The organism is Citricoccus parietis (assembly GCF_042433045.1).
GTDB classification, from domain to species: Bacteria; Actinomycetota; Actinomycetes; order Actinomycetales; family Micrococcaceae; genus Citricoccus; species Citricoccus parietis.
On the sequence record NZ_JBHLWH010000028.1, the window covers coordinates 154,916 to 176,434 of the forward strand.

Annotated in this window: 22 protein-coding genes and 1 pseudogene; 12 read left to right on the forward strand and 11 right to left on the reverse strand. The window is 68.5% G+C overall.

The window, feature by feature from the left end; translation table 11 throughout:
- Nucleotides 1–5 precede the first annotated feature (5 nt).
- From ACFFIO_RS11145 to ACFFIO_RS11160, 4 genes are all read right to left on the reverse strand, one after another.
- Entirely contained in the window at nucleotides 6–1,511 is a 1,506-nt protein-coding gene (locus ACFFIO_RS11145) for an FAD-dependent oxidoreductase (RefSeq protein ID WP_378041808.1), read from the reverse strand.
- Nucleotides 1,512–1,684: 173 nt separating this feature from the next.
- The gene (locus tag ACFFIO_RS11150; RefSeq protein WP_378041810.1) at nucleotides 1,685–2,824 is read right to left on the reverse strand and encodes an LLM class flavin-dependent oxidoreductase; all 1,140 of its coding nucleotides are present in this window, start codon (nucleotides 2,822–2,824) and stop codon (nucleotides 1,685–1,687) included.
- A gap of 178 nt (nucleotides 2,825–3,002) precedes the next feature.
- Nucleotides 3,003–3,437 (reverse strand): aminoacyl-tRNA deacylase, encoded by a 435-nt coding sequence (locus ACFFIO_RS11155; protein ID WP_378041855.1) that lies wholly within the window; start codon nucleotides 3,435–3,437, stop codon nucleotides 3,003–3,005.
- A gap of 191 nt (nucleotides 3,438–3,628) precedes the next feature.
- Nucleotides 3,629–3,862, reverse strand: coding sequence for a metallothionein (locus ACFFIO_RS11160; protein ID WP_159555223.1), 234 nt, complete (start codon nucleotides 3,860–3,862; stop codon nucleotides 3,629–3,631).
- A gap of 272 nt (nucleotides 3,863–4,134) precedes the next feature.
- Between ACFFIO_RS11160 and ACFFIO_RS11165 the strand changes: the two genes are divergently transcribed.
- Nucleotides 4,135–5,511 (forward strand): NAD-dependent succinate-semialdehyde dehydrogenase, encoded by a 1,377-nt coding sequence (locus ACFFIO_RS11165; protein WP_378041812.1) that lies wholly within the window; start codon nucleotides 4,135–4,137, stop codon nucleotides 5,509–5,511.
- A gap of 64 nt (nucleotides 5,512–5,575) precedes the next feature.
- Here ACFFIO_RS11165 and ACFFIO_RS11170 read toward each other — a convergent pair whose 3' ends face one another.
- Nucleotides 5,576–5,992 (reverse strand): hypothetical protein, encoded by a 417-nt coding sequence (locus ACFFIO_RS11170; RefSeq protein ID WP_378041814.1) that lies wholly within the window; start codon nucleotides 5,990–5,992, stop codon nucleotides 5,576–5,578.
- A gap of 74 nt (nucleotides 5,993–6,066) precedes the next feature.
- On the opposite strand from ACFFIO_RS11170, the gene ACFFIO_RS11175 reads away from it, so the two are divergent.
- Nucleotides 6,067–7,521 (forward strand): aldehyde dehydrogenase family protein, encoded by a 1,455-nt coding sequence (locus ACFFIO_RS11175; RefSeq protein WP_378041816.1) that lies wholly within the window; start codon nucleotides 6,067–6,069, stop codon nucleotides 7,519–7,521.
- A gap of 22 nt (nucleotides 7,522–7,543) precedes the next feature.
- Here the strand turns inward: ACFFIO_RS11175 and ACFFIO_RS11180 are convergent, their stop codons facing one another.
- Nucleotides 7,544–8,275 (reverse strand): GTP pyrophosphokinase, encoded by a 732-nt coding sequence (locus tag ACFFIO_RS11180; protein ID WP_378041818.1) that lies wholly within the window; start codon nucleotides 8,273–8,275, stop codon nucleotides 7,544–7,546.
- A gap of 193 nt (nucleotides 8,276–8,468) precedes the next feature.
- Between ACFFIO_RS11180 and ACFFIO_RS11185 the strand changes: the two genes are divergently transcribed.
- Nucleotides 8,469–9,179, forward strand: coding sequence for a DUF899 family protein (locus ACFFIO_RS11185; RefSeq protein WP_378041820.1), 711 nt, complete (start codon nucleotides 8,469–8,471; stop codon nucleotides 9,177–9,179).
- A 10-nt stretch (nucleotides 9,180–9,189) separates the two neighbouring features.
- On the opposite strand, the gene ACFFIO_RS11190 is transcribed toward ACFFIO_RS11185, so the two are convergent.
- Nucleotides 9,190–9,903, reverse strand: a complete 714-nt coding sequence (locus ACFFIO_RS11190; RefSeq protein ID WP_378041822.1) for a VOC family protein — start codon at nucleotides 9,901–9,903, stop codon at nucleotides 9,190–9,192.
- Between the two features lie 199 nt (nucleotides 9,904–10,102).
- Here ACFFIO_RS11190 and ACFFIO_RS11195 point away from each other — a divergent pair, with 199 nt between their 5' ends.
- The 4 genes from ACFFIO_RS11195 to ACFFIO_RS11210 all read left to right on the forward strand — a co-directional run bounded on the left by ACFFIO_RS11195 (nucleotide 10,103) and on the right by ACFFIO_RS11210 (nucleotide 12,546).
- The gene (locus tag ACFFIO_RS11195; protein ID WP_378041824.1) at nucleotides 10,103–10,546 is read left to right on the forward strand and encodes a YciI family protein; all 444 of its coding nucleotides are present in this window, start codon (nucleotides 10,103–10,105) and stop codon (nucleotides 10,544–10,546) included.
- Nucleotides 10,547–10,562: 16 nt separating this feature from the next.
- Nucleotides 10,563–11,267: a phosphoribosyltransferase gene (locus ACFFIO_RS11200; protein WP_378041826.1), complete on the forward strand. Its 705-nt coding sequence runs from the start codon at nucleotides 10,563–10,565 to the stop codon at nucleotides 11,265–11,267.
- A gap of 111 nt (nucleotides 11,268–11,378) precedes the next feature.
- Nucleotides 11,379–11,951, forward strand: coding sequence for a dihydrofolate reductase family protein (locus ACFFIO_RS11205; protein ID WP_378041828.1), 573 nt, complete (start codon nucleotides 11,379–11,381; stop codon nucleotides 11,949–11,951).
- A gap of 19 nt (nucleotides 11,952–11,970) precedes the next feature.
- The gene (locus ACFFIO_RS11210; protein WP_378041830.1) at nucleotides 11,971–12,546 is read left to right on the forward strand and encodes a dihydrofolate reductase family protein; all 576 of its coding nucleotides are present in this window, start codon (nucleotides 11,971–11,973) and stop codon (nucleotides 12,544–12,546) included.
- 63 nt (nucleotides 12,547–12,609) lie between these two features.
- Here the strand turns inward: ACFFIO_RS11210 and ACFFIO_RS11215 are convergent, their stop codons facing one another.
- On the reverse strand, nucleotides 12,610–12,948 hold the full coding sequence (locus ACFFIO_RS11215) for a branched-chain amino acid transport AzlD family protein (protein WP_378041831.1): 339 nt from the start codon (nucleotides 12,946–12,948) through the stop codon (nucleotides 12,610–12,612).
- Entirely contained in the window at nucleotides 12,941–13,672 is a 732-nt protein-coding gene (locus ACFFIO_RS11220) for an AzlC family ABC transporter permease (protein ID WP_378041833.1), read from the reverse strand. The genes ACFFIO_RS11215 and ACFFIO_RS11220 overlap by 8 nt, the downstream gene beginning before the upstream one ends.
- 416 nt (nucleotides 13,673–14,088) lie before the next feature.
- On the opposite strand from ACFFIO_RS11220, the gene ACFFIO_RS11225 reads away from it, so the two are divergent.
- A complete protein-coding gene (locus ACFFIO_RS11225; protein ID WP_378041834.1) occupies nucleotides 14,089–14,304 on the forward strand; it encodes a hypothetical protein in 216 nt (71 codons plus the stop codon).
- 260 nt (nucleotides 14,305–14,564) lie between these two features.
- Here the strand turns inward: ACFFIO_RS11225 and ACFFIO_RS11230 are convergent, their stop codons facing one another.
- Entirely contained in the window at nucleotides 14,565–14,822 is a 258-nt protein-coding gene (locus tag ACFFIO_RS11230; RefSeq protein ID WP_378041836.1) for a hypothetical protein, read from the reverse strand.
- Between the two features lie 1,542 nt (nucleotides 14,823–16,364).
- Complete coding sequence (locus tag ACFFIO_RS11235; RefSeq protein ID WP_378041838.1) at nucleotides 16,365–16,946, reverse strand: maleylpyruvate isomerase family mycothiol-dependent enzyme; 582 nt, start codon at nucleotides 16,944–16,946, stop codon at nucleotides 16,365–16,367.
- A gap of 366 nt (nucleotides 16,947–17,312) precedes the next feature.
- Here ACFFIO_RS11235 and ACFFIO_RS11240 point away from each other — a divergent pair, with 366 nt between their 5' ends.
- From ACFFIO_RS11240 to ACFFIO_RS11255, 4 genes and pseudogenes are all read left to right on the forward strand, one after another.
- Nucleotides 17,313–17,918, forward strand: coding sequence for a TetR/AcrR family transcriptional regulator (locus ACFFIO_RS11240; protein WP_378041840.1), 606 nt, complete (start codon nucleotides 17,313–17,315; stop codon nucleotides 17,916–17,918).
- Nucleotides 17,919–18,079: 161 nt separating this feature from the next.
- Nucleotides 18,080–19,642 (forward strand): class I adenylate-forming enzyme family protein, encoded by a 1,563-nt coding sequence (locus ACFFIO_RS11245; protein ID WP_378041842.1) that lies wholly within the window; start codon nucleotides 18,080–18,082, stop codon nucleotides 19,640–19,642.
- 65 nt (nucleotides 19,643–19,707) lie between these two features.
- Nucleotides 19,708–20,538, forward strand: a complete 831-nt coding sequence (locus tag ACFFIO_RS11250) for an enoyl-CoA hydratase/isomerase family protein (protein WP_378041844.1) — start codon at nucleotides 19,708–19,710, stop codon at nucleotides 20,536–20,538.
- Between the two features lie 50 nt (nucleotides 20,539–20,588).
- Nucleotides 20,589–21,400: pseudogene (locus ACFFIO_RS11255) on the forward strand (SDR family oxidoreductase).
- The last annotated feature ends 119 nt before the right edge of the window (nucleotides 21,401–21,519 follow it).

Sequence of the window (21,519 nt, forward strand, 5' to 3'; positions counted from 1 at the left end):
GCCGGTTACTCCGAGCGGGGCACGGAGGGCAGGTCCCGGACGGCAGGACCCTCCAGCTGGGCCCCATCGGCACTGAACCGGGAGCCGTGCAGCGGGCAGTCCCAGGAGCATTCCGCATCGTTCCACCGCAGGATGCCGCCCAGGTGCGGGCACACCGCCGAGACCTTTCTGGTGGTGCCGTCCACGGTGGAGACCCCCACCGGAGTGGTGCCCTGACGGCCGACGATCCCCTCGCCCTCGGCCGGGGGGTCATCCGGCAGCGGGTGCAGTTCGGCCGAGGCCCAGCCGGTGGTCGCCTCCCTGCCGACGCCGAGGGCGTCCTTCAGCCCGGTCAGCAGGTCGGACGGGGTGGTGAGACGCCGGCCCAGGGTGGTGGCCCAGGGGATCTGGCCGCCGAGCAACTCGGCGGTGATGGCCAGCGCCGCCGCCACGGCGTTCGTCATGCCCCACTTGTTGTAGCCGGAGGCCAGGTAGATCCCGCCACCCCCGCGCGGCAACGTGCCGATGAACGGGATGAGGTTGGCCGAGCGGTAGTCCTGGGCGGACCAGGAGTGGGTGCGCTGGGCACCGGGGAAGTGCTCGGCGGTCCAGGCCTCGAGGTCCTCCACTGCGGCCCGCGGCGAATCCTGCCGGCCGACCACGTGACCGTTGCCGCCCACCAGCAGTAACTCCTCGTCGCCGAGGGGCGCGGTGCGCAGCGAGCGGGAGGGGGCGTCGGCGCTGAGGTACATCCCCTGCAGCAGGCCTTCGGGTGATCCGGGGATGCGGTAGGCCTGGGCATAGGACCGCTGCGGCTGGAGCTTGGCGAAGTAACCGCCGCGGTCCAGGACCGGTGTCCCCGTGGCGAGCACGAGGTGGTCGGCCTGCACCTCTCCGTGGGTGGTCTCCACGGTGAGGGGGGAGCCGATCCCCGCCCCGGTGACGCGGACACCCTGGATCAGGCTCCCGCCGCGCTCGCGGAGCTCGGTGGCCAGGGCGTCCAGGACCTCCATCGGATGGAACTGGGCCTGCTCGTCGAGCGTGATCGCGCCGGTCACGTGGAACGGCAACTCCGTCTCGTCCGTCCACGTGACCGGAAGGCCGGCGGTCTCGGCAGCCCGCTGTTCGCGCCGCAGGGACTCGGCTCCCTGCGAGCTGGTGGCGTAGGTGTAGGCCCGGCGCCTCTGAAACGGGACGCCACGCTCCTCGAGGTAGCGCAGCAGCCACGACTGGCCCTCGCGGTTGCCGTCCACGTAGGCACGCAACACCTGGTCCGACTGGTGCCGGCTGATCTGGGAGAGGGTGGTGCCCTGCAACAGGGACAGCTTGGCTGTGGTGTTCCCGGTCGCCACCGCCCCCACCGTGCGGGCTTCCAGCACGGCGACCCGCTGGCCCGCACGTGCCAGGAGCACCGCCGTGGTCAGACCGGTCAGGCCGGCACCGGCCACCACCGTGTCATAGTCGGCCCCCGGGATGAACTGCTCGGTTCCGCCGGCGGGGACGGGGTGGGTGTCCAGCCATAGTGAATGCACGCTGTTCGCCTCTCTGCTCCGATGCTCGGTACGCTACGGCGACGAGTCCGGGTGGTCGCGGACGGCCGGCGCCACCGTGCCAGCATGACACCATGGCAACCTCGACGACCACAGCGGAGAGGCTGGCTGAGGGCGGGCGTCTCCGCACCCTCCAGCGGCAACCCGTGCTCCGGTCAGCCGTCTGATCCCACCAGGGCCGCGGCCGGCGTCGTGCCCTGGACGGAAGGCTGTCCGCCAGAACCGGCGCCCTTGACGGCGAAGCGCTCGCGGAGCAATGGCATGACGAGGCGGCCGAAACGTTCGGCCTCCTCGGCGTGCGGGTAGCCGGACAGGCAGAAGCTGGAGCAGCCGGCGTCCACGAACTCGGTGATCTTGTCCGCCACCTGTTCCGGGTTGCCGACGATCGCGATGCCCGCCCCGTGGCGCACGGTGGCGATGCCGCTCCACAGGTGCTCGTCCACCAGATGGCCCTCGGCCTGGGCGAGCTCCTTCATGCGGTCGTTGGCCTTCGATTCGCTCCAACGCCCCTGGACCGATTCCCGATGCTCCGCGCTGGCAGCCGAGATCAGGTCCTCGGCGGCGGCCCAGGCCTGTTCCTCGGTCTCGCGGACGATCACCTGCAGGCGCATGCCGAAGTCCAGGGTGCGGCCCTTCTCCGCGGCGCGGGCGGTCATGTCCTGGACGTTCTTCGCGATGTTGGCCGGGGTGTCCCCCCAGAACAGGTGCACGTCGGCATGGCTGGCGCACAGCTCACGAGCCGCCTCGGACATCCCGCCGAGGTAGAGCGGCGGATGCGGTGCCTGGACCGGCCGGGGCTGGACGTGGACGCCGCGGGCGGTGAAGTACCGTCCCTCCACGTCGAAGGGCTCGTCCCGGGTCCAGGCGTCCTTGAGGATCTCGACCGTCTCCGTTAGCACGTCGTAGCGCTCGTCATGGTCATAGAACAGCCCGTCCGCGGCCATCTCGGCGGAGTCACCACCGGTGATGAGGTTGACGCGCAGCCGGCCACCGGAGAGCTGGTCGAAGGTGGACAGCATCTTGGCCATGACGGGAGGGGCGATGAACCCGGCCCGGGCTGCCACGAGCATGTCGATCTTCTGCGTCCGCGCCGAGACCATGGCACAGGAGATGTACGCCTCGTAGCACTCGGGCATCACGGGGACGAGGAGGTAGGTGAAGCCGGCGTCCTCGGCGGTCTGCGCGATGTGGGTGAAGAGATCCAGGCTGGGCGGCGTGGAGGCGGCGGAGTCCCCGATCCGCGCGGTGTCTCCCATCGTGGGGATGAACCAGCCGAAGTCGATCTCTGTACTCATGCCTCGTGCGCCCTTCTGTCTGCAATCTGTGGCCCGGCGCACAGCAGCTGTGATCCCGGGCCCGTCCTCCGTGACATCCACGATGGTGCTCCGGCCGGGCAAAGACAAGGGACATCTGAGTGTCATCGGCGTGAACATCCGTTGGGGAGTTCCGGGAAGACGCCGGCCATTCCGGGTCCTACTCCGGGTCGGTCACGTCCGCGAGCCTCGCACCGAGCGCCTCGACCAGCCGGTCGGCGTCGACCGTCACGGCCGCGCCCGGAGCTCCCGCGCCGATGGAGACCTGCACGCCCGAGAGGGCGACGTCGGCGATGACGGGCCAGGCCGTCGTCGCGCCGAAGGGCGTGATGGAGCCGCGGGGATACCCGGTGACCTCCAGGGCCTCGGCCGCCGAGGGCATGGACAGACGGTTCACCCCCAGCAGCGCCCGCAGCTTGGGCCACGAGATGCTGCGGCCGCCCGGCACGAGGACGAACAGGAAGTCGTTCTCGCCGCGGCGCACCACCAGCGACTTGATCAGCCGGCCCGGCTCGACCCCGCGGGCCGCGGCCGCCTCGGCCAGGGAGGAGACCGGGCCGTGCTGTGTCAGGGTGTACTCCAGGCCGGAATCCATGATGGCCGGGAGGCCCGCAGGCTGGTCGGAATCAGGTTGATCGGATGCGGGCTCGCTGCAGTGGGGCTGGTTGTTCACGGCGTCAGCGTAGCGGTTCGGGACCGCGCGGAGATGCGCCGACTCTGCTGTTCGACGGAACACTCCGTGCACGACGTCGGCGCCTGAGTCAGGTCTGGACCGAGCGGGCCCGCTCAGGCGCGGTCGGTGATCTCGGTGGCTCCGGAGTGCTCGGCGCAGTGCGCACAGCAGTACATGGTGCCGGAGACCTCCGCGCCGTGCCCGAGGATGCGGCATCCGCAGTGGGCGCACGCCGGTGCCATGGTGTGGATGGCGCATTCGAAGCTGTCGAAGGTGCCCTGCCGTTCGCCCATGGTGATGGTGAACGCCTTGTCGTAGTCGTTGCCGCAGGTGTCGCAGACGGCCATGATGACCCCTTTCATCGGGTGGAGTCGGGTGGAGGTGTGCGGTCCGTCCAGCGTAGGAGCGCCCGACGCCGGCCGTACAGGTCTCCAGACCGGTGCGGTCCGGTTGCGGTCCGGTGCAGTCCGGCGAGGTGTTCCGGGCCGGTTCGCCCGACTCAAGCACCCGACTCAAGTCCACCCGACAGACGCTCACCCGGATTCGCCAGGCGCGAAGGAAGACTCGGATGTGCTCGGAATGGGTTGGCAGCACTCCGCCAGTCCGACAGGGTGGGGGTATGGCTACTTACACCACGACGAATCCGACCACCGGAGCGATCGAACGAGAGTTCCCGAAACTGGACGAGGCCGGGGTGCAGGACGTGCTGCACCGCTCCGACGCCGCCTTCCCCGGCTGGCGCTCGACCGCGGTCCGGGAGCGTGCCGAGATACTGACCAGGGTGGCCGACGCCTACGCGGACCGCAAGGAGGAGCTGGGTCGGCTCATCGCCACCGAGATGGGCAAGCCGCTGGGCGAGGCCATCGGTGAGGCCGAGCTGGCCGGAGAGATCTACCGCTGGTACGCGGAGCACGGGCCGGACCTGCTGGAGCCGGAGGCACTGGACCCGCAGGGTGCCGAGGAATCGCTGGTCACCACGGAGCCGGTCGGGCCGCTCGTGGGCGTGATGCCGTGGAACTATCCCTACTACCAGGTGGCCCGGTTCGCCGCGCCGAACCTGATGGCGGGCAACACGGTCATCCTGAAGCATGCCGAGATCTGTGCCGCCTCCGCCCAGGTCATGGAGGAGATCCTCCATGCCGCCGGCGTGCCCGAGGACGTGTACATCAACGTCTTCGCCGGTCACGAGCAGATCGCCACCATGATCGCCGACCCCCGCGTCCACGGGGTGTCCCTGACGGGCAGCGAGCGGGCCGGCGCCGCCGTGGCGGAGACGGCCGGGAAGAACCTCAAGAAGGCCGTGCTGGAGCTCGGCGGATCGGACGCCTTCATTCTGCTGGAGGATGCCGACGTCGGCCGGGTGGCCCGCACTGCCGCCAAGGCCCGGCTCTCCAATGCCGGGCAGGCGTGCAACTCTCCCAAGCGGATGATCGTGCTGAACTCCCAGCTCGAGGACTTCGTGGCCACCGTGACCTCGGTCTTCTCCGAGGCGACCATCGGCGACCCCCTGGAGAAGGGGGTCCGGGTGGGCCCGCTGTCCTCGGTGAAGGCGCGGGACACCGTGGTGGACCAGGTCAAGCGGGCCGTGGAGCAGGGTGCAACCCTGCACACCGGCGGTGATGCCCTCGAGGGTGACGGTGCCTTCATGCGTCCGGCGGTACTGACCGGGATCACCCCGGAGATGGACGCCTACTCCGAGGAGATCTTCGGCCCGGTGGCCATGGTCTACGGCGTCGACTCCGAGGAGGAGGCCGTCCAGTTGGCCAATGACGTGGGCTTCGGCCTCAGCGGATCGGTGTGGGGCAGTGACGTCGGTCGGGCTCAGGCGGTCGCCGACCGGTTGGCCGTGGGCATGGCCTACGTCAACGAGCACGGAACCACCCTGCCCGGGCTGCCCTTCGGCGGCGTGAAGCGCTCCGGCTTTGGCCGCGAGCTCGGGCGCTGGGGCATGGGCGAGTTCGTCAACACCCGGTTGCGCCGGACCGCGCGGTCCTGAGCTCGGTCTAACTGACGTCAGGGCGACGGCACGCCGCGGCGGAAGCGGGGACTGCCGGACGGGCTCACCGGCGCCGATGGCGCACGGCGCGCGCGGACATGACGCCCGCCCCCAGGGCGCGGACCCGGTCCTGCAGCCCCCGGTCCGCGGTGGCCACCACCACTCTGCGTCCGGGGTCGGCGGCGAACAGACGCCCGACGACGGCCACCACCTCGTCGTCGCCCTCGCCCGGGGCGTCGAGCACCTGGACCCCCTCCACCGACTCAAGGCCGCGGGCCTTGCCCTCGGCGACCAGGACGATCCCGGGACGGACCCGCGGTGTCCCGGGGCCGGCGTCGGGCGCCTCGAGGCCGTCCCGGGCCAGGACGGCGAGGTGGTCCCGGAGCCGGGAGGTGGCGCCCAACCGGTCTCTCCACCAGCCGTCCGGGACGGAGCCGACCACGTTGGCGGCGTCCACGACGAGCGTCAGTGAGGTCTCCATGCGGCCATTCTTCCGTGCCGGAGCCAGGCGGCGTGGGTAGGCTCGGGGCTATCCCCACCAACGTCAGGAGCGTCATGAGTTTTCTCGATCCGTCCGTCTGGGACGGCAAGATCTACACCGACGGCTGGACTGAGGGTTCGGCCGGCACGGTCGATGTGGTGGAGCCGGCCACCGGAGCGGTCCTGGGCCAGGCCGGGATGGCCTCGGGCGAGGACGTGTTCGCCGCCGCCACCCGCGCCGCGAAGGCCCAGAAGGCCTGGGCCGCCACCAAGCCCGAGGAGCGGGCCGCGGTGCTGCGCCGGGCCGGTCAGGTCTTCGAGGACCACGTTCAGGAGCTCAACACGTGGATCCAGCGCGAGACCGGAGCGATCGGGGGCAAGGCCGCGATGGAGACCCACGTGGCTGCCAACGAGTGCTTCGACTCCGCCGGGCTGCCGCACCACCCGGCCGGTGAGGTGCTGACCTCGGACGAGGCGCACTGGTCCTTCGCCCGCCGGGTGCCGGCCGGCGTGGTGGGCGTGATCTCCCCGTTCAACTTCCCGCTGATCCTCTCCATCCGCTCGGTGGCCCCCGCGCTCGCGCTGGGCAACGCCGTGATCCTCAAGCCGGACCCGCGCACCCCCGTCTCAGGTGGGGTGATGATCATGCGTGCCTTCGAGGAGGCCGGTCTGCCGGCCGGCGTGCTGCAACTGCTGACCGGCGGAGCGGATGCCGGCGCCGCGCTGTCCGAGGCCCCGGAGATCCGCGTGGTGTCCTTCACCGGGTCCACGGCGGCCGGCCGGAAGGTCGGGGAGGCCTGTGGGCGGAACCTGAAGCGAGCCCACCTGGAACTGGGCGGCAACAACGCCCTCGTGGTGCTGCCGGGGGCCGATGTCGCCGCGGCCGCCAGCGCCGGAGCTTTCGGCGCGTTCATGCACCAGGGGCAGGTCTGCATGACCAGTGGCCGGCACCTCGTACACGAGTCGATCAGGGACGAGTACGTGGCGGCTCTCAAGGAGAAGGCCGAGCACCTGCCGGTGGGTGACCCCACCGGGGACGTGGCGCTCGGGCCGATCATCGACGAGAAGCAGCGGGACAACGTCGACCGGATCGTGCGCGGCGCCAAGGACGCCGGGGCCAGCATTGAGGCAGGCGGCACCTACGAGAACCTGTTCTACGCCCCCACGGTGCTCTCCGGGGTGGACGCCGCGAATCCGGCGTGGGCGGAGGAGATCTTCGGGCCCGTGGCCCCGGTGATGTCCTTCTCCACGATCGAGGAGGCCGCGGAGGTCATCAACGCCAACGAGTACGGGCTCTCCCTCGGCATCCTCGGGGATGTGGGCCAGGCCATGAAGCTCGCCGACCTGGTGGATGCCGGCAAGGTGCACATCAACGAGCAGACCGTGGCGGACGAGTCCAACGCGCCGATGGGCGGGATGAAGGCCTCCGGCAACGGGGCGCGGTTCGGCGGCTACACCGCGAACATCGAGGCCTTCACCGAGGTGCAGTGGCTCACGATGCGCCCGGAGATCGCGCCCTACCCGTTCTAAGCCCGCTCTGGCGCAGGCGGCCCTACACGAACAGGGTGGGGCCGCTGCCGTGGACGCGGTCGTGCAGGTTCTCCATCCGTCGGTCCAGGTCGTCGGCGGCCTGCGCCGCCTCCTGCAGCTCATCCGCGACCTCGGCCGGCACCTCGCCGTCGTACTTGTACTTGATCTTGTGGTCCAGTGAGGCCCAGAAGTCCATGGCGATGGTGCGGAACTGGATCTCCACCGGGATCAGGATGACCCCGGTGGAGAGGTAGACGGGCACGCGGACGGTGGCGTGCAACGAGGAGTAGCCGTTGGCCTTGGGCTGGGCGATGTAGTCCTTCACCGAAATCACCTCCACGTCCTGGCGCTCGGTGAACAGGTCGAAGACGCGGTACGCGTCCCGGCGGAAGCTGCAGGTCACCCGGGTCCCGGCGATATCCAGGATCTCCCGCCGCCAGACGTCCAGGTCCATGGGCAACTCGCGCCGGTTGGCCTTGGCCACAAGGGAGTCCAGGGTCTTCAGGCGGGTGGAGACATGCTCGATGGGGTTGTAGTCATGCAGGTGCAGGAACTCGTCCTGCAGGATGTGCATCTTCGTCTCCACCTCGCGCAGCGCGAACTCGTACTCGAGGCTGAGCTGCCGGTAGTCGGCGCCGATGGTGGCCAGCCGCCGGGCGAGGTCCGGCGGCATGGTGCTCAGGTCCATCCCGGTCCCGGCGCCCAGCCGTTCCAGGTCGGTGGAGGGCGCCGTCGGTTCGGGGGAGTCATCCATGCTCTTCATTCTCGCGGATCCGCCTGTCACGAATCCGTGCCTCAGCTGGGTGCCGGCTGGACACCCGCTGGTTCTGCCAAGGGGGGGTGATCACCGCAGATCTGGAGGGGACGCGGCGGACCGGGTCGGCCTACCGTGGGTGCACGCGCGCAGATCCCCTGCATGCCCGGTCTGCCCCTTCCGAAGGATTGCCATGACCACCACCGACCTCTCCCACTACGATCCGGCCCCGGCCACTCCGCCCGTCGTCGACCAGGCGACGTGGCAGGCCGAACTCGAAGCCCTCCGCCGCCGCGAGAAGGCCGCCACCCGTGAACTCGACGCCATCGCCGCCCAGCGCCGCCGGATGCCCATGGTGAAGATGCCCGACTACACGCTGGAGGGCGCCTTCGGCCCCGTCCGGCTGGTGGACCTCTTCGACGGCAAGCACCAGCTCATCGTCTACAGCCACATGTGGCACCCCGGCGACGAGTATCAATGTGGCGGCTGCACGTTCTTCACCTCACAGTTCACCCGGCTCGAGTTCCTCGGCACCTACGATGCCCGATTCGTCATCGTCACCCAGGGCTCCATCGACGAGGCGCTCGCCTACCGGCACCGGGTCGGGAACCAGATGAGTTGGTACTCCACCGCGAACAGCACCTTCGGGGCAGACATGGGCGCCCCGCCGCACGCCGGGTTCGCCCTGAACGTGTTCCTGCGGGACGGTGAGGACGTCTACCGGACCTGGCACACGGACGGCCGTGGGGTGGAGCAGGTCTCCCACGTCTTCCCGCTCCTGGACGTACTGCCCTATGGCCGCCTAGAGGCCCGGGAGGACTCTCCGGAGGGATGGCCGCAGGCCGAGACCTTCGGCGGCTGGCCGGAACCTCAGGACATCGCCCGCTGGTACGGGAATCCCTGATCCAACCGCGTCAGTCCGTCGGCGCCAGGATGCAGAACTCGTTGCCGGACGGGTCCGCGTAGACCGTCCACGGCAGTTCCGGGTCGTCGGCGACCACCGTGGCACCCAGGGCCAGCAGCCGGGAGGCGACCGGGCCGTCGTCGGGCCCGGGCCTGACGTCCAGGTGCATGCGGTTCTTCCCGCGCTTGGGCCCGGCCTCCGCCAGGAACTCCAGCAGCGGTCCCGTCCCCGAGGGGTGGCGCAGGGAGGCTGGTGCCTCGCCCTCCACCCGGACCAATTCGGTGGTCACCGCCCAGAAGTCGGCGTCCCGCTCGGGATCGGCACTCTCCAGGGCCAGGGCGGCGATCGGGCCGCTGTCACGGTACGCCGGCCGCTCATCCATGACGCAGAAGGCGTTGCCCTCCGGGTCCGCCAGGACCACCCAGGGGACGTCTCCCTGACCGATGTCCGCTGGTGTGGCGCCGAGGCCGAGCAGCCGTTCGACGACGTCCTGTTGCCGCTGTCCGTCCCCGCCGGTCAGGTCTGGGTGCAGCCGGGACTTCGCCGGCGAGGGGTCCGTGACGCGCTCGAAGCACAGGTCGAGGAAGCGGCCGCCTGCCAGGGGCAACCGGACCTCCACGCCGGCCTCGTTGTCCGTGAGGGGCTCCGCTCCCAGGGCGGCCGCCCAGAAGTCCGCCAGCCGGCGCGGATCACGGGCATCGAAGTTCAGGTTCTCGAGGCGCATCCCCCCGGTCTACCCAGGCTCTCGCCGGCACGGCAAGGGCCTGGCACCAGGACGGAGGCCGGCTCGCGGTGTCGTGGCGGGTGCCGGGCAGTGAACTCTGGAATCGGGGGCCGAGCGGGGCTTAACCTCGGCTCGGGCGCGCACGTCCGAAGTGCATCATCACGTGCACCATGCGGCCCGGATCAGAGGATTGAGCACGATGAAATACATGCTGATCATGCGGGCCACCGACGCCGCGGTGGAGGCCTCCAAGAGTATGCCGATGGAGGAGATGCTCAACCAGATGGGTGCCTACAACGAGGAGCTGATGGCTGCTGGAGTGATGGTGGGCGGCGAGGGGCTGGCCTATCCGGAGGACCGGGCGAACTTCGTGCTCGACTTCGCCCAGGACCCGCCGTCCGTCTCGGACGCCCCCTATGGCGAGACCGAGGCCTTGTTCAACGGCTTCTGGATGATCGAGGTGCCCACCCGGGAGGATGCGGTGACGTGGGCCAGCAAGTGCCCACTGGGGCCGGGGTCCAAGCTGGAGGTTCGGCGCGTGCAGACGGAGGAGGACTTCGCCGACTTCGCGGACAACGAGTACATCCAGAAGGAGGCCGGCTGGCGTGAAGAATTGAACCGATCGGCAGGCGGGAACCCGTAGGAACCCGAGGAGACCCATGGCGGAATTCACAGACCGGTACGACGCCGGCCGGCAGCTGGCCGATCACCTCACCTCCCGCGGGTGGCCGCCGAACCGGAGCGTCGGGGGAACTCGGGCACCCGAGGTGAGCGCCGGCGTCGGGCCCTCCTCCGGAACCACCGTGGTGCTCGGCCTGCCGCGCGGCGGCGTACCGGTGGCGGAGGTGGTCGCGCGGGAACTGGGCGCGCCCCTGGACGTCATCATGGTGCGCAAGCTCGGGGTGCCCGCCCACCCGGAACTCGCGATGGGGGCCATCGGCGAGAAGGGCGCCCGGGTGCTGGATGCCTCGATCGTGCGGCACTTCGCCGTCACGGAGGACCAGATCGCCGAGGTGGAACAGCGCGAGCAGGAGACCCTGCAGCGCCGCGGGGCGTTGTTCCGGGCCGGCAGGGCGCCCCTGGACCTCCACGGCGTCTCGGCCGTGATCGTGGATGACGGCATGGCCACGGGCGCCACGGCCCGGGTGGCCTGCACCGTGGCTCGGCACCTCGGTGCCGCGCACGTGGTGCTGGCCGTGCCCGTGGCCGCCCGGGACACGGTCAGCCGGATTCAGGAGGAGGGCGAGGCCGACGAGGTGATCGTGGTGGCCACGCCCCGGTTGTTCCGGTCTGTCGGCGAGCACTACGCGGACTTCACCGCCGTGGAGGATGAGCACGTGGTGGCGATCCTTCAGCGGTCCTGATCCCTGCAGCAGCCGAGCCGTTTCAGCCGGGTGCGACATCCGGCAGGATCGGAGACGCGCAAGCCAGACTGCGCCCCTAGCGTGGGAGGACCAACCGAACGGGGAGGACCCATGCGGATCGTCATCACCCAGAACACCACCCTGGACGGCAGGGTCGAGATGCTGGACGACTGGTTCGACCCGGCCGACCAGGACGAGGAGATGGCCGCGGAGATGATGCGGCAGACCGAGCAGGAGGAGGTGCTGCTGCTCGGGCGGCAGACCTTTGAGGACTTCCGCGGCTACTGGCCGCAGCAGACCGAGGACACCACCGGCGTGGCCGCGAGCCTGGACGCGGTGGACAAACGCGTGGTCTCCTCCACCCTCACCGAGCCCGGCTGGGCCAACACCACGATCATCTCCGGTGACCCGTTGGAGGCCGTGCGCGCGCTGCGGGAGGAACCGGGGGAAGACGTGATCATCACGGGCAGCATCACCCTGTGCCACGCCCTGATCGGGGCCGGGCTCGTGGACCTGTACCGGATGTTCGTTTTTCCGTACTGGCAGGGCCGGGGCCGGTCCTTCTTCCCGGAGGGGCACCCCGGGACCGGTCTGCGCCGGGTGGAGGCCCGGGCCTTCTCCGGCGGGGTGACCTACGCGGCCTACGTGCCGCTCGCGGGCCTCGGCTCCGAGCAGGACGACTGAGACGACTGAAGGACTTCAGATGGGACAGCTGATCTACTCCGCCATCGGATCCCTGGACGGCTACATCGCCGACCCGGACGGTGACTTCTCCTGGGCCGAACCGGACGAGGAGGTCCATCAGTACGCCAACGACATGTTGCTCGGCGTGGACCTGCACCTCTACGGCCGGACGACCTATGACCTGATGACCGTGTGGGAGACGGACCCGGACTTCGCCTCGGCGTCTCGCGTCTACGCCGAGTTCGCCCAGCGGTGGATGGACGCGGACAAGGTCGTGTACTCCACCACGCTCGGCGAGGTGTCCACCCGGCGGACCCGGCTGGAGCGCGCCTTCGATCCGGACGCCGTGCGGGAGCTGAAGGTTTCCACTGACGGCGGGATCATGATCGGCGGACCCACCCTGGCCGCGGCAGCCCTGCGCGCCGGCCTCGTGGACGTGGTGGACCAGGTCCTGCTGCCCATCGTCATCGGCGGCGGGCTCCCCGTCTTTCCCGACGGCGTCCGGCTGGGGCTCGAACTCGAGGCAGAGCGCCGCTTCGCCTGCGGGGCGGTGGCGGTGCGGCACCGGGTGACGGGCGCGACACCTCCGAACTGAGTCGCATAAATGGCCCCTGTTGCGCTGGAACCAGAGGCAATTCCTGCGACTCCGATGTGGGGATCAGAGGAGGTTGACGAGCAGCACGAATGTCAGCGTGCCCAGGCCGATGCTCAGCAGGGTCCGTCGGCCGCACAGCAGGTGCACCGCGATGGTGACCACGGCCGCGAGGGCCGCGTGGGCCGCCGTCGTCCAATGGATGCCGGCGTCACCGGTGAAGGTGCCGGCCCAGGTGGAGGCCGCCAGGATGCCGAGGATCCCCACGGGCATCCACAGTCCGAGGGCCAGCACCAGCCTCGACTCGCGCAGGGGCTTGAGGACGGCGAAGGGCACGGCCCGCAGCGCTACGGTGATGGCGCCGGCGATCACAAGGGCGGCGATGACGTAGCCGAGGTCAGGCAACGGTGGTCTCCTTCTCAGGCTGGCCGCGCTGCCGGGAGAGCGCGTACCGCACGGCCAGGGCCACCACGAACAGCATCATCGCCACGAACAGTGACTGCTCCGGCAGGAGGAGGTGGGCGGCCGCGAAGCACGCCAGCGCCATGACGAGGGAGGGCACCTGATTCCGTGTCCGGCAGGCGTCCAGGGTCAGGGTGATGAACAGGGCCACGAGGGCGAACTCGAGGCCGTCGATCGGACCGGGCAGGGCGGACGCGAACAGCACCCCGGCCAGCCCGCCGAACACCCAGTAACACTGGAATGCGAGCTGGGTCGCGAGCAGCCGCGGGGCCGTCCACCCCCTCGGATTGGCCGCCGTGATGGCATAGGACTCGTCCGTGAGCGCGTAGACGGAGTACGCCCGCGCCAGCGGGTTCGGCACCACGTGCAGCGGGAAGGTGAAGGCGTAGAAGACGTGCCGGAAGTTCACCAGCAGGGTGGTCAGGGCGATCGTCGCCAGCGGAGTGGCCGCGGCGATCAGCCCCACCAGCAGCAGCTCCACCGAACCGGCGTAGACCGCGATGGACAGGGCGGGAGCCATCCACCACGGCAGCCCGTACTGGATCACCAGGATGCCGAAGGCCACGCCCAGTGGGAACATGCCGAGGCCGGCCGGCAGGGACAACCGGATGCCGAAGGCGATCTCGGCGCAGCGGCCGCGAGGTTCCTTGATCGCCTGACTGGTCATGGATCCATGATCCCCCAGGAACCCTGCATAGCGATTATTGGTGTCTTTCGAGCCCCGACGTTCTAGACGGCATAGAGTTTGTCTTTCATCTCATGGGCTGCAAGACGTCTCGGACGTTGAGTCGGACAGCTGCGGAATTCGGGTGGATCCCCGTCGGCGCAATGTCTTGCAGCTATGTATCGGAATCCGCGTCCTCACCGTCGGTTGCAAGACACGAGGATGGCTCGACCGCCCATCGGCATGGAGTTTCACAGGCGCAGACGTCGTTATGGCCCGGGGAACGGGGTGCTAGGTCTTGTTCCGAGGCCTAATGACCCGGAAGCCAGAATCCCTCACGGCCGGCATCCGCTAACTTGGAGATACATGTGCTGTCGGCGAGCAGGATGGCATGACAGCAAACTGGAGGCAGGGCACTGATGGCAGGTCTGGGTACGTTCGGCAAGATCGTGATGGCAGCGGCAAGCAACCCGAAGGTCAGAGGCGCGCTTCAAAGCCCCAAGGCCAAACAGTTGGGCGGCAAGGCGGTCGACGGGGCCGCCAATCTGGCCCAGAAGGCGGCCAAAGGCAAGCACCAGGACAAGATTCAACGTGCCCGCGACGAGGCACTCAAGCGACTGGGCGGCCGCCCCTAACCGACGTCCGACCGCTGGCGGCGGTCGCGCCACCGCTATCGCGGAGACGCCAGGGTGCCCTGGTGGTGGTCGGGAACGCGGGGTGAACCATGGATCGGCATCGCTGGCTGAGACGATGCGATGTTCCCCTATACGGTCGAGTGGGCCCCGGTCATATGCGCCGTTAACGGCCTCAGGGCTCTCCACCTGACCCGACTCCATCAAGCACGCACCCGACCGGACCGCGACGTGACAGGTGGAAGCGTGTCTTCTGCCCCGGGTCAGGACACCCGGGGGACGACCGCATCCTCCCCGGTGGGGTCGGTCCCGAGGCAGGTGGCGGTGATTCGGGCACCATGCTCGCCCTCGGCGACGATGTTCAGCCGGATGTCCCGGTCCACCAAAACCTCGTCCACAGTCCCGCCGCCCTCGCGGGCCATGGTCTCGGCCAGGCGCGTCAGCACCACGGACATCGCCCGCCCCCAATCCTGCGGGTGCCGGCTCGATGACGACTCGACGGTCGTGTGGTTCTCGTCCATGGGACAAGTCTTTCGAACCTGAACGCGTTTGGCCACAGTCGGACCCGGAGAAGCCGCGTCGCCGGCCGAAACGTTTCATGCAGACCCCCCGGAACAAGGCGGCTGGACCGGTCAGTGAGATCGACTACGGGGTCGGCGCCGCCCAAGCCTTCGACGTCCTACCCTGCGCACCATAGTCAGGTTGGGGTACACCCCAGCCTGACGCCCCGGCCCGCCGAACCGATCACCGCCGCGGAACCCACTTCCGCGTCCGAACCCACGCCGCAGGACCGGCCCCGGCGGCAGGGACGGTGATGAAAATGACCGGGGAACCGCGGCAGACGCACCGTGCCTGATGGTCGTGCCGCGGCTACCTGGATCAGGGCCCGGCGGCGAGGCATCGCAGTCCGTGAATATAGACAAAAGTCCACTATCAAAGCCAAGGGCACCTTCAGTATCCTGAAGGTGCCCAGTGAGACGGTGCACACGGATCGGCAGATGCCTTTGGCCCGGGGGGATACGGGCTCATCTGCATTAGGTCTGATAAGAGGTGGTGGCGTGAGCCACCGCCTCTTCGCGCCTTAAGGGGAGCGTACCGCGTGAAACCCTGGACATCAATGGAAAAAGTGAGATTGCTCAATTCTTCAACCCCTAACGGGTCCACGCACCTGATGGAGAGCAGATGAGGCGACAAGCCTTGGAGGGGGCGCCCCTCCTGTGGCCTTCGGAGATGGCTGACGGCGTTCCCAAGGGGTTAGATGGCGGCACAGCCTATTGGAGGAGTAGCGCCGAGGTGGGTGCACCGAGGTCTTGCCCTGCCGGCTGCCGGCTACGGGCAGCGGGTGATCGCCCACCGCCACTGCCCGGAGCGGTACGAAGCGGTCCGGCAGGACGCCAAGAGCCATGTGCCCGTTCCCGAGGCCAGGAGCCGGCTTTGAGCTCCACTCCTGCCTGCATGCCCGACCACGGAAGAATGGAATTCCCGTCCAACCCCCGACCCGGCCGGCTCGGCCGTAGTCAACCGTCTGTCCGGCCACCTATAAGTGCTGCCCTTACAAAAGCGTCGAAGAGCCTGTTTGGGACCCGCTCTGACGGCATACTTTCGTCACCATAGGACGCGTCCAAAGCGGTATACCCGCCTGGACACCTTGTGTGCCCGGAAGGCGCGGGTGGTCTCGAACGATTGCGAGGACGTCTGGATGCCGGTGAACCGCGCTCACCGCCTCGTGGATCTCATGCCGGCCTCCGAGTTGAACTCCGTGCCGAACACGGGCGATCTCATCCAGCTCGACGCGTTCGAGCACGCTCACCAGCTAACCGCTGGTGGTGCGCTGGCCTCGGTCGCCGCCTGCGGTCTCATCGTCGGTGACCCGATCTTGGCATGGGCGCACAGCACTCGGCAGGTGCCGGCGGCCGACCTTACCGCGTCAAACCGCTGGTCCTCCTGTCGGGGAGGGCGGCCGGTTCCGGACAGACCGGCGAAGGCCTGTGCCAGGTCCAGCCAGCCGTCCGCGTCCGGTCTCTCGGCGATCAGCGCCAGGTCAGCGCGGTGTCGGCGCTGGGTTACCCGCAGGCAGAAGTCCAGTGCCGGGCCCGGGACCCGCTGGCCGCATCCGAGGGTCCCCAGGTCCACAGATCGCCATCGGGCCCGGTCAGCTCGACCCGGAACGGATCGGTCGGCGCGGGCAGGCCGCGCTGGACGAACGCGAAGTCGCGGGTGCGCACCCCCAAGTGGGCTACCGACCGCAGTCGGGCGGACACTGACAGCGGGGCGCCCAGAGTGTCGCGAATATCGGTGCCGTGCGCCCAGGTCTCCATCAGCCGGGCGGTGGTCATCAAGGCCGTCCCCATGGGCGGGCCTAGCCAGAGGAGCGGGGTGCCGGCCGGTTGCTCCCGTAGGGCGGTTACCAGCCTTGTACGCGCGACCCGCCACCGGGACAGCAGCTCGTCCGAGAGGGTGGCGGCACCGGCGTCAGCGTCCTCGGGAAGGTTCATGCTGGCAACAACGGCAGCGAACTGCTCAGGGTCGGTGGCCGCCAGTAGCGCGAGCTCATCGGTCCAGGCGAGGTGGGCAATCTGGTGGCCAACGGTCCAGCCCGCCGCCGGCGGCGGGGTTCGCCAGCCGTCCGACGTCAGCTCGGCCACTAACGCATCGAGGTCCGAGGACTCGGCAGTGAGATCGGCGAGCAGCCCTCGAGTAGGTTCTCCGCAGTTCCGGTCATCGGCTCATGATAGGCGGACACCGACAACGATCAACCACCCCTACGTTCTCGGCCTATAGCCGTTCGGACAGACCCATGGTGGGGGAGGGTACCTAGAGCTTCATCCTTGGCGGTTAGCTGGTGAGCGTGTCATCGGCGACGCGCGATCAGTCTGGCGAGCGAGTGCTTTTTGGCCAAGGTAGTGCCCTGCGGACTGGCAAGGGTTGGGCGGTAAGGCTGTACCCATCGGGCGGTCAACCCGCGGATAACTCGGAAACTCTCGCATGGTTACGCGCGTAGGCTTCCCTCGATGGATACAACTGCGGCAGCCCGCCAAAAACAGCCCGCACGAGTGCGGACAAGGGATCCCCATCGGCGTGAAACGATCCTCCGGGCTGCGGAACGGTTGCTCTCGCGCAACGGATTCAGCTCCGTGTCAATGGCCGACATCGGGGCGGAAGTCGGCATCGCCGCCTCAGCCATCTACTGGCACTTCCCGAGCAAGCAGGCGTTGTTGGTGTCCGTTTTCGACGAGTGTCTCGAACGCCTCGGCAGGGCACAGGACGAGGCGGTGGAACAGAGCTCCGACTCCGAGGACGCCTTGCGGAGGTTGGTCGACCAGCACGTGGACTTCGTTGTCGTCGAACGGGACCTGGCCCGGGTGTACTACCAGGAGTCGGTGCACCTGCCCGAGGAGGACCAGCGTCGCCTGCGTCGCAAGCAGGCCGCCATGGTCGCGGCCTGGACCGACCTGCTGTGCTCGTGTCGGGAGGGATTGGAGCGCGAATACGCCAGGGCCATGGTTGGTGCGGCCATCGGTGCGGTCCAGTCCGCGCTACGGTCCCGAGACGGGATGGGCCGCGATCTCCAGCGGCAACTGCTGGCCGAGGCGGCCTGGCGGGTCCTGAGGCCCTGATCCGTCGGCCTCGGCTCCTGCCTGGCTGGCGGGACTCCGAAGAGGAGCCGACCATTGTCAAATGGTTAGACCGTGTGCAATGGTTGTGCTCGCCTAACTGAATTCTCATTCAGTAGCGGCATTCAGTAGTCAATCCCATCGCTTCAACGGAGAGGACCGCCATGTGGAGGCACCCCGAAATCAGGACACTGCCGGATATCCCGCGATATTGGGCTCAGCGTGACCCGCAGAAGGTGGCGCTCCTGCAGGGGGAACTCACGCTCACCTACGGCGAGCTGCACGAGTTGAGCAGCCAGGCGGGGCAGGCGTTGAACGGAGCCCTGGATCCGGCCACGCCGGTGGGGTACCTGGGCCGCAATTGTTTGGAACTGTGGGTGCTATGGTTCGGCGCCGGCAAGTCCGGACGACCGTTCGTCCCGCTCAATTGGCGGCTCGCGCCGCGTGAGCTGGCTGCCCTGCTCGAGGACTCGGGGGTGGGGCTCGTGGTGGTCGAAGTTGAATTCGCCGATCAGGTGCAGCTCGCGTTGGACCTGATGGAGCATCCGGTCAGCATGCTGCCCCTGGCTCCGGAGGCCACCGGTGGCACCGGACTTCGCGACTGGCAGGCTGGCTACCCCACCGAGGACCCGGCCGCGGAGGTCTTCGGACACGACGCTGCCCTGATCGCGTATACCTCGGGCACCACGGGCAGACCCAAGGGGGCTCTGACCACCCATGAGTCCTTCAGCTTCTCGTTCCTCAGCGACGAACTCGAGCCGACCATCTCCTGGGATCGTGATTACGTGGCCTTGATGGTCATGCCGAACTTCCACCTCGCCGGAACGTGGGTCAGTCTGCCGGCGCTCTACCAAGGTGCCTCGCTGGCCGTGGTGCCGGCCTTCGAACCGGCCGCGGTCCTCGACGCCGTCGACCGGTACCAGCCCACCTTCATGTGCTTGGTCCCCACGGCGATCCAGTTCCTCCTGGACCACGAACGGGCCCGCCGGACGGACTTCTCCCGGCTGAAGACCGTGGTCTACGCCGGGTCCTCGATCAATGCCTCGACCATCCGCAAGGCCCTGGACATCCTGGACTGCGACCTTCGGCAGTTCCTCGGCACGACCGAGACGTACATCATCTCGATCCTCCGCCCGGAGGACCACGACCTGGACCGGCCCGAACTCCTGGCCTCCTGCGGGAAGCCGATTCCGCTCGTCGAGGTCCAGATCACCGACCCGGACGGCAACGAGGTGCCCGACGGCCAGGTCGGAGAACTGCGCGTCCACACCCCCATGCTCATGGCCGGGTACCTGAACAAGCCGGAAGAAACGGCCAACGCGGTCGAGAACCACTGGTACCGCACCGGTGACGTCGGGTACCGCAACCCCGAGGGCTATCTGTTCCTGGTCGACCGTGCCAAGGACATGGTGGTCACCGGTGGCGAAAACGTCTACTCCATCGAGGTCGAACGGGCCGTCGCGAGCTTCCCCGGCGTCTCTCAGGTCGCCGTCGTCGGCACCCCAGACAACCGGTGGGGGGAGGTCGTCACGGCCTACATCGTTGTCGACCCCGGGGCGCAGCTGGACGCCGGCGCGTTGCAGGAGCACTGCCGGTCGCTGATCGCCGCCTACAAGGTCCCCCGCATCGTGAATGTCGTGGATGACTTGCCGCTCACTCCCAGCGGCAAGATTCGCAAGGCGGACATCCGGGTGCAGGCCGCGGAAGCGGCAACAACTGGCCGCTGAAACCAGGGCCGCCGAGCCTTCCGCCAGCGCTGGCTGACCAACCTTCGAACAACTAAGGAGAAGACATGACTGACACCAACACCGCCCCCAAGGTGCTCTTCGAGCGCCGGGGGTCGGTCGCCTGGATCACCCTGAACCGCCCTGAAGTCAAGAACGCCATCGACATCGAGACCGATGACATGCTTCGGGAGATCTGGCGCGAGTTCGACGCCGACGACGACCTGCAGGTTGCCGTCATCACCGGGGCCGGAGGGACGTTCACCTCGGGCGCCGACCTGAAGACCCACGCCCCCGAATGGCAGACCGTCGGCCCCATGGTGGGGCGCCAGCGCATGGAAGAGGGCGTCAGTGGCATCACCCGCGGACCCCTGTCCCGCATCACCAAGCCGATCATCGCCGCCATCGACGGCTGGTGTGTCGGGCACGGAGTGGAATTGGCCATGGCCTGTGACCTGCGGATCGCGACCACCGAAGCCAAGTTCGGCACCTTCGAAGTCCGCCGGGGCATGCACCCGGCCGATGGCGGCATCGTCCGGCTGCTGAACTCCTGCGGGGTCTCCTTCACCATGGAGCTGCTGCTGACCGGGGAACCCGTGACGGCCGAGCGCGCCTACACCGCGAACATGGTCAACCGCGTGGTCAAGCCGGACGAGCTGATGGAACAGACGGAACTACTGGTCCAGCAGATCCTGCGGTGCGACCAGGCCGCCATCCGGTCCGCCAAGGAAACCACCCTGGAAGTCATCGGCCGGACCCTGCACGACCAGCTCCGGGTGGAGGCGATGTGGGGCTACGCCCTGTGCGGCGGCAATGAGACGGTCATGTCCCGATCGCAGGACTTCTTCGACCGGACCGATGCGGGCCGATCCGGATCAACACCGACGGCGCTGGCCTGAGGGGTATCGGCCCCAACCGCCACCAAGCCACCCAACCTGAGGAGTTCACCATGCCGTACCAGTCCACGTTCGCACCGGGTTTGTTCCAAGGATCGGTCATCGTCGTCACCGGCGGTGGCAGTGGAATCGGTCGGTGCACCGCCCACGAATTGGCATCCCTCGGGGCCACCGTTGCCCTGATCGGTCGCTCCGAGGGCATTCCACCGACATCCGGGACGAGGACCGCGTCGGGGTCGTCATCGACGACCTCCTGGATCAGCACGGGTCCATCGACGGGCTGGTGAACAATGCCGGCGGGCAGTACCGGTCCGCGGCGGCTGACATCTCGACCAAGGGATTCGATGCCGTCGTGCGCAACAACCTCCTGGGTGGGTTCATCGTGATGCGCGAGGTGTTCAACCGGTGGATGAAGGACCACGGCGGAGCCATCGTCAACATGATCGCCGACATCTCCAACGGGTGGCCGGGCTTCGCCCACTCAGGCGCCTCCCGCGGCGGGATGAAGACCCTCACCGAATCCGTGGCCGCCGAATGGGCCGCCGCCGGAGTCCGGGTCAACGCCATCGCTCCGGGGTCTATCGCCTCCAGCGGGCCCGACACCTATGACCCCGAAGACACCCCGTTCATTCAACGCCAAGTCATCCGAGGCATCCCATTGCAACGGTTCGGCACCGAGGCGGAGGTGTCTGCGGCGATCACGTTCCTGCTCTCGCCCGGCGCGAGCTTCATCACCGGCACCACCATGAGGGTGGACGGTGGTGCGCCGAACGCCCGAGCAGGGTGGTGGGAGCCCCAACCCGTATCCCACGGCCGCGTCTACGACGGCTTCCACCGCTCACAGTCCCCAGAAATCCTGGCCTAGACGAGACCCTCACCGTGGTGACCGATCGGGGAGTAGAGGGGTCACTGCATACCAACTGATATGTAGTGGTGTCCTGTCAAGTGGCAGGGTGCGGCGCCCGTCCCTGATCAAGGGGGCGG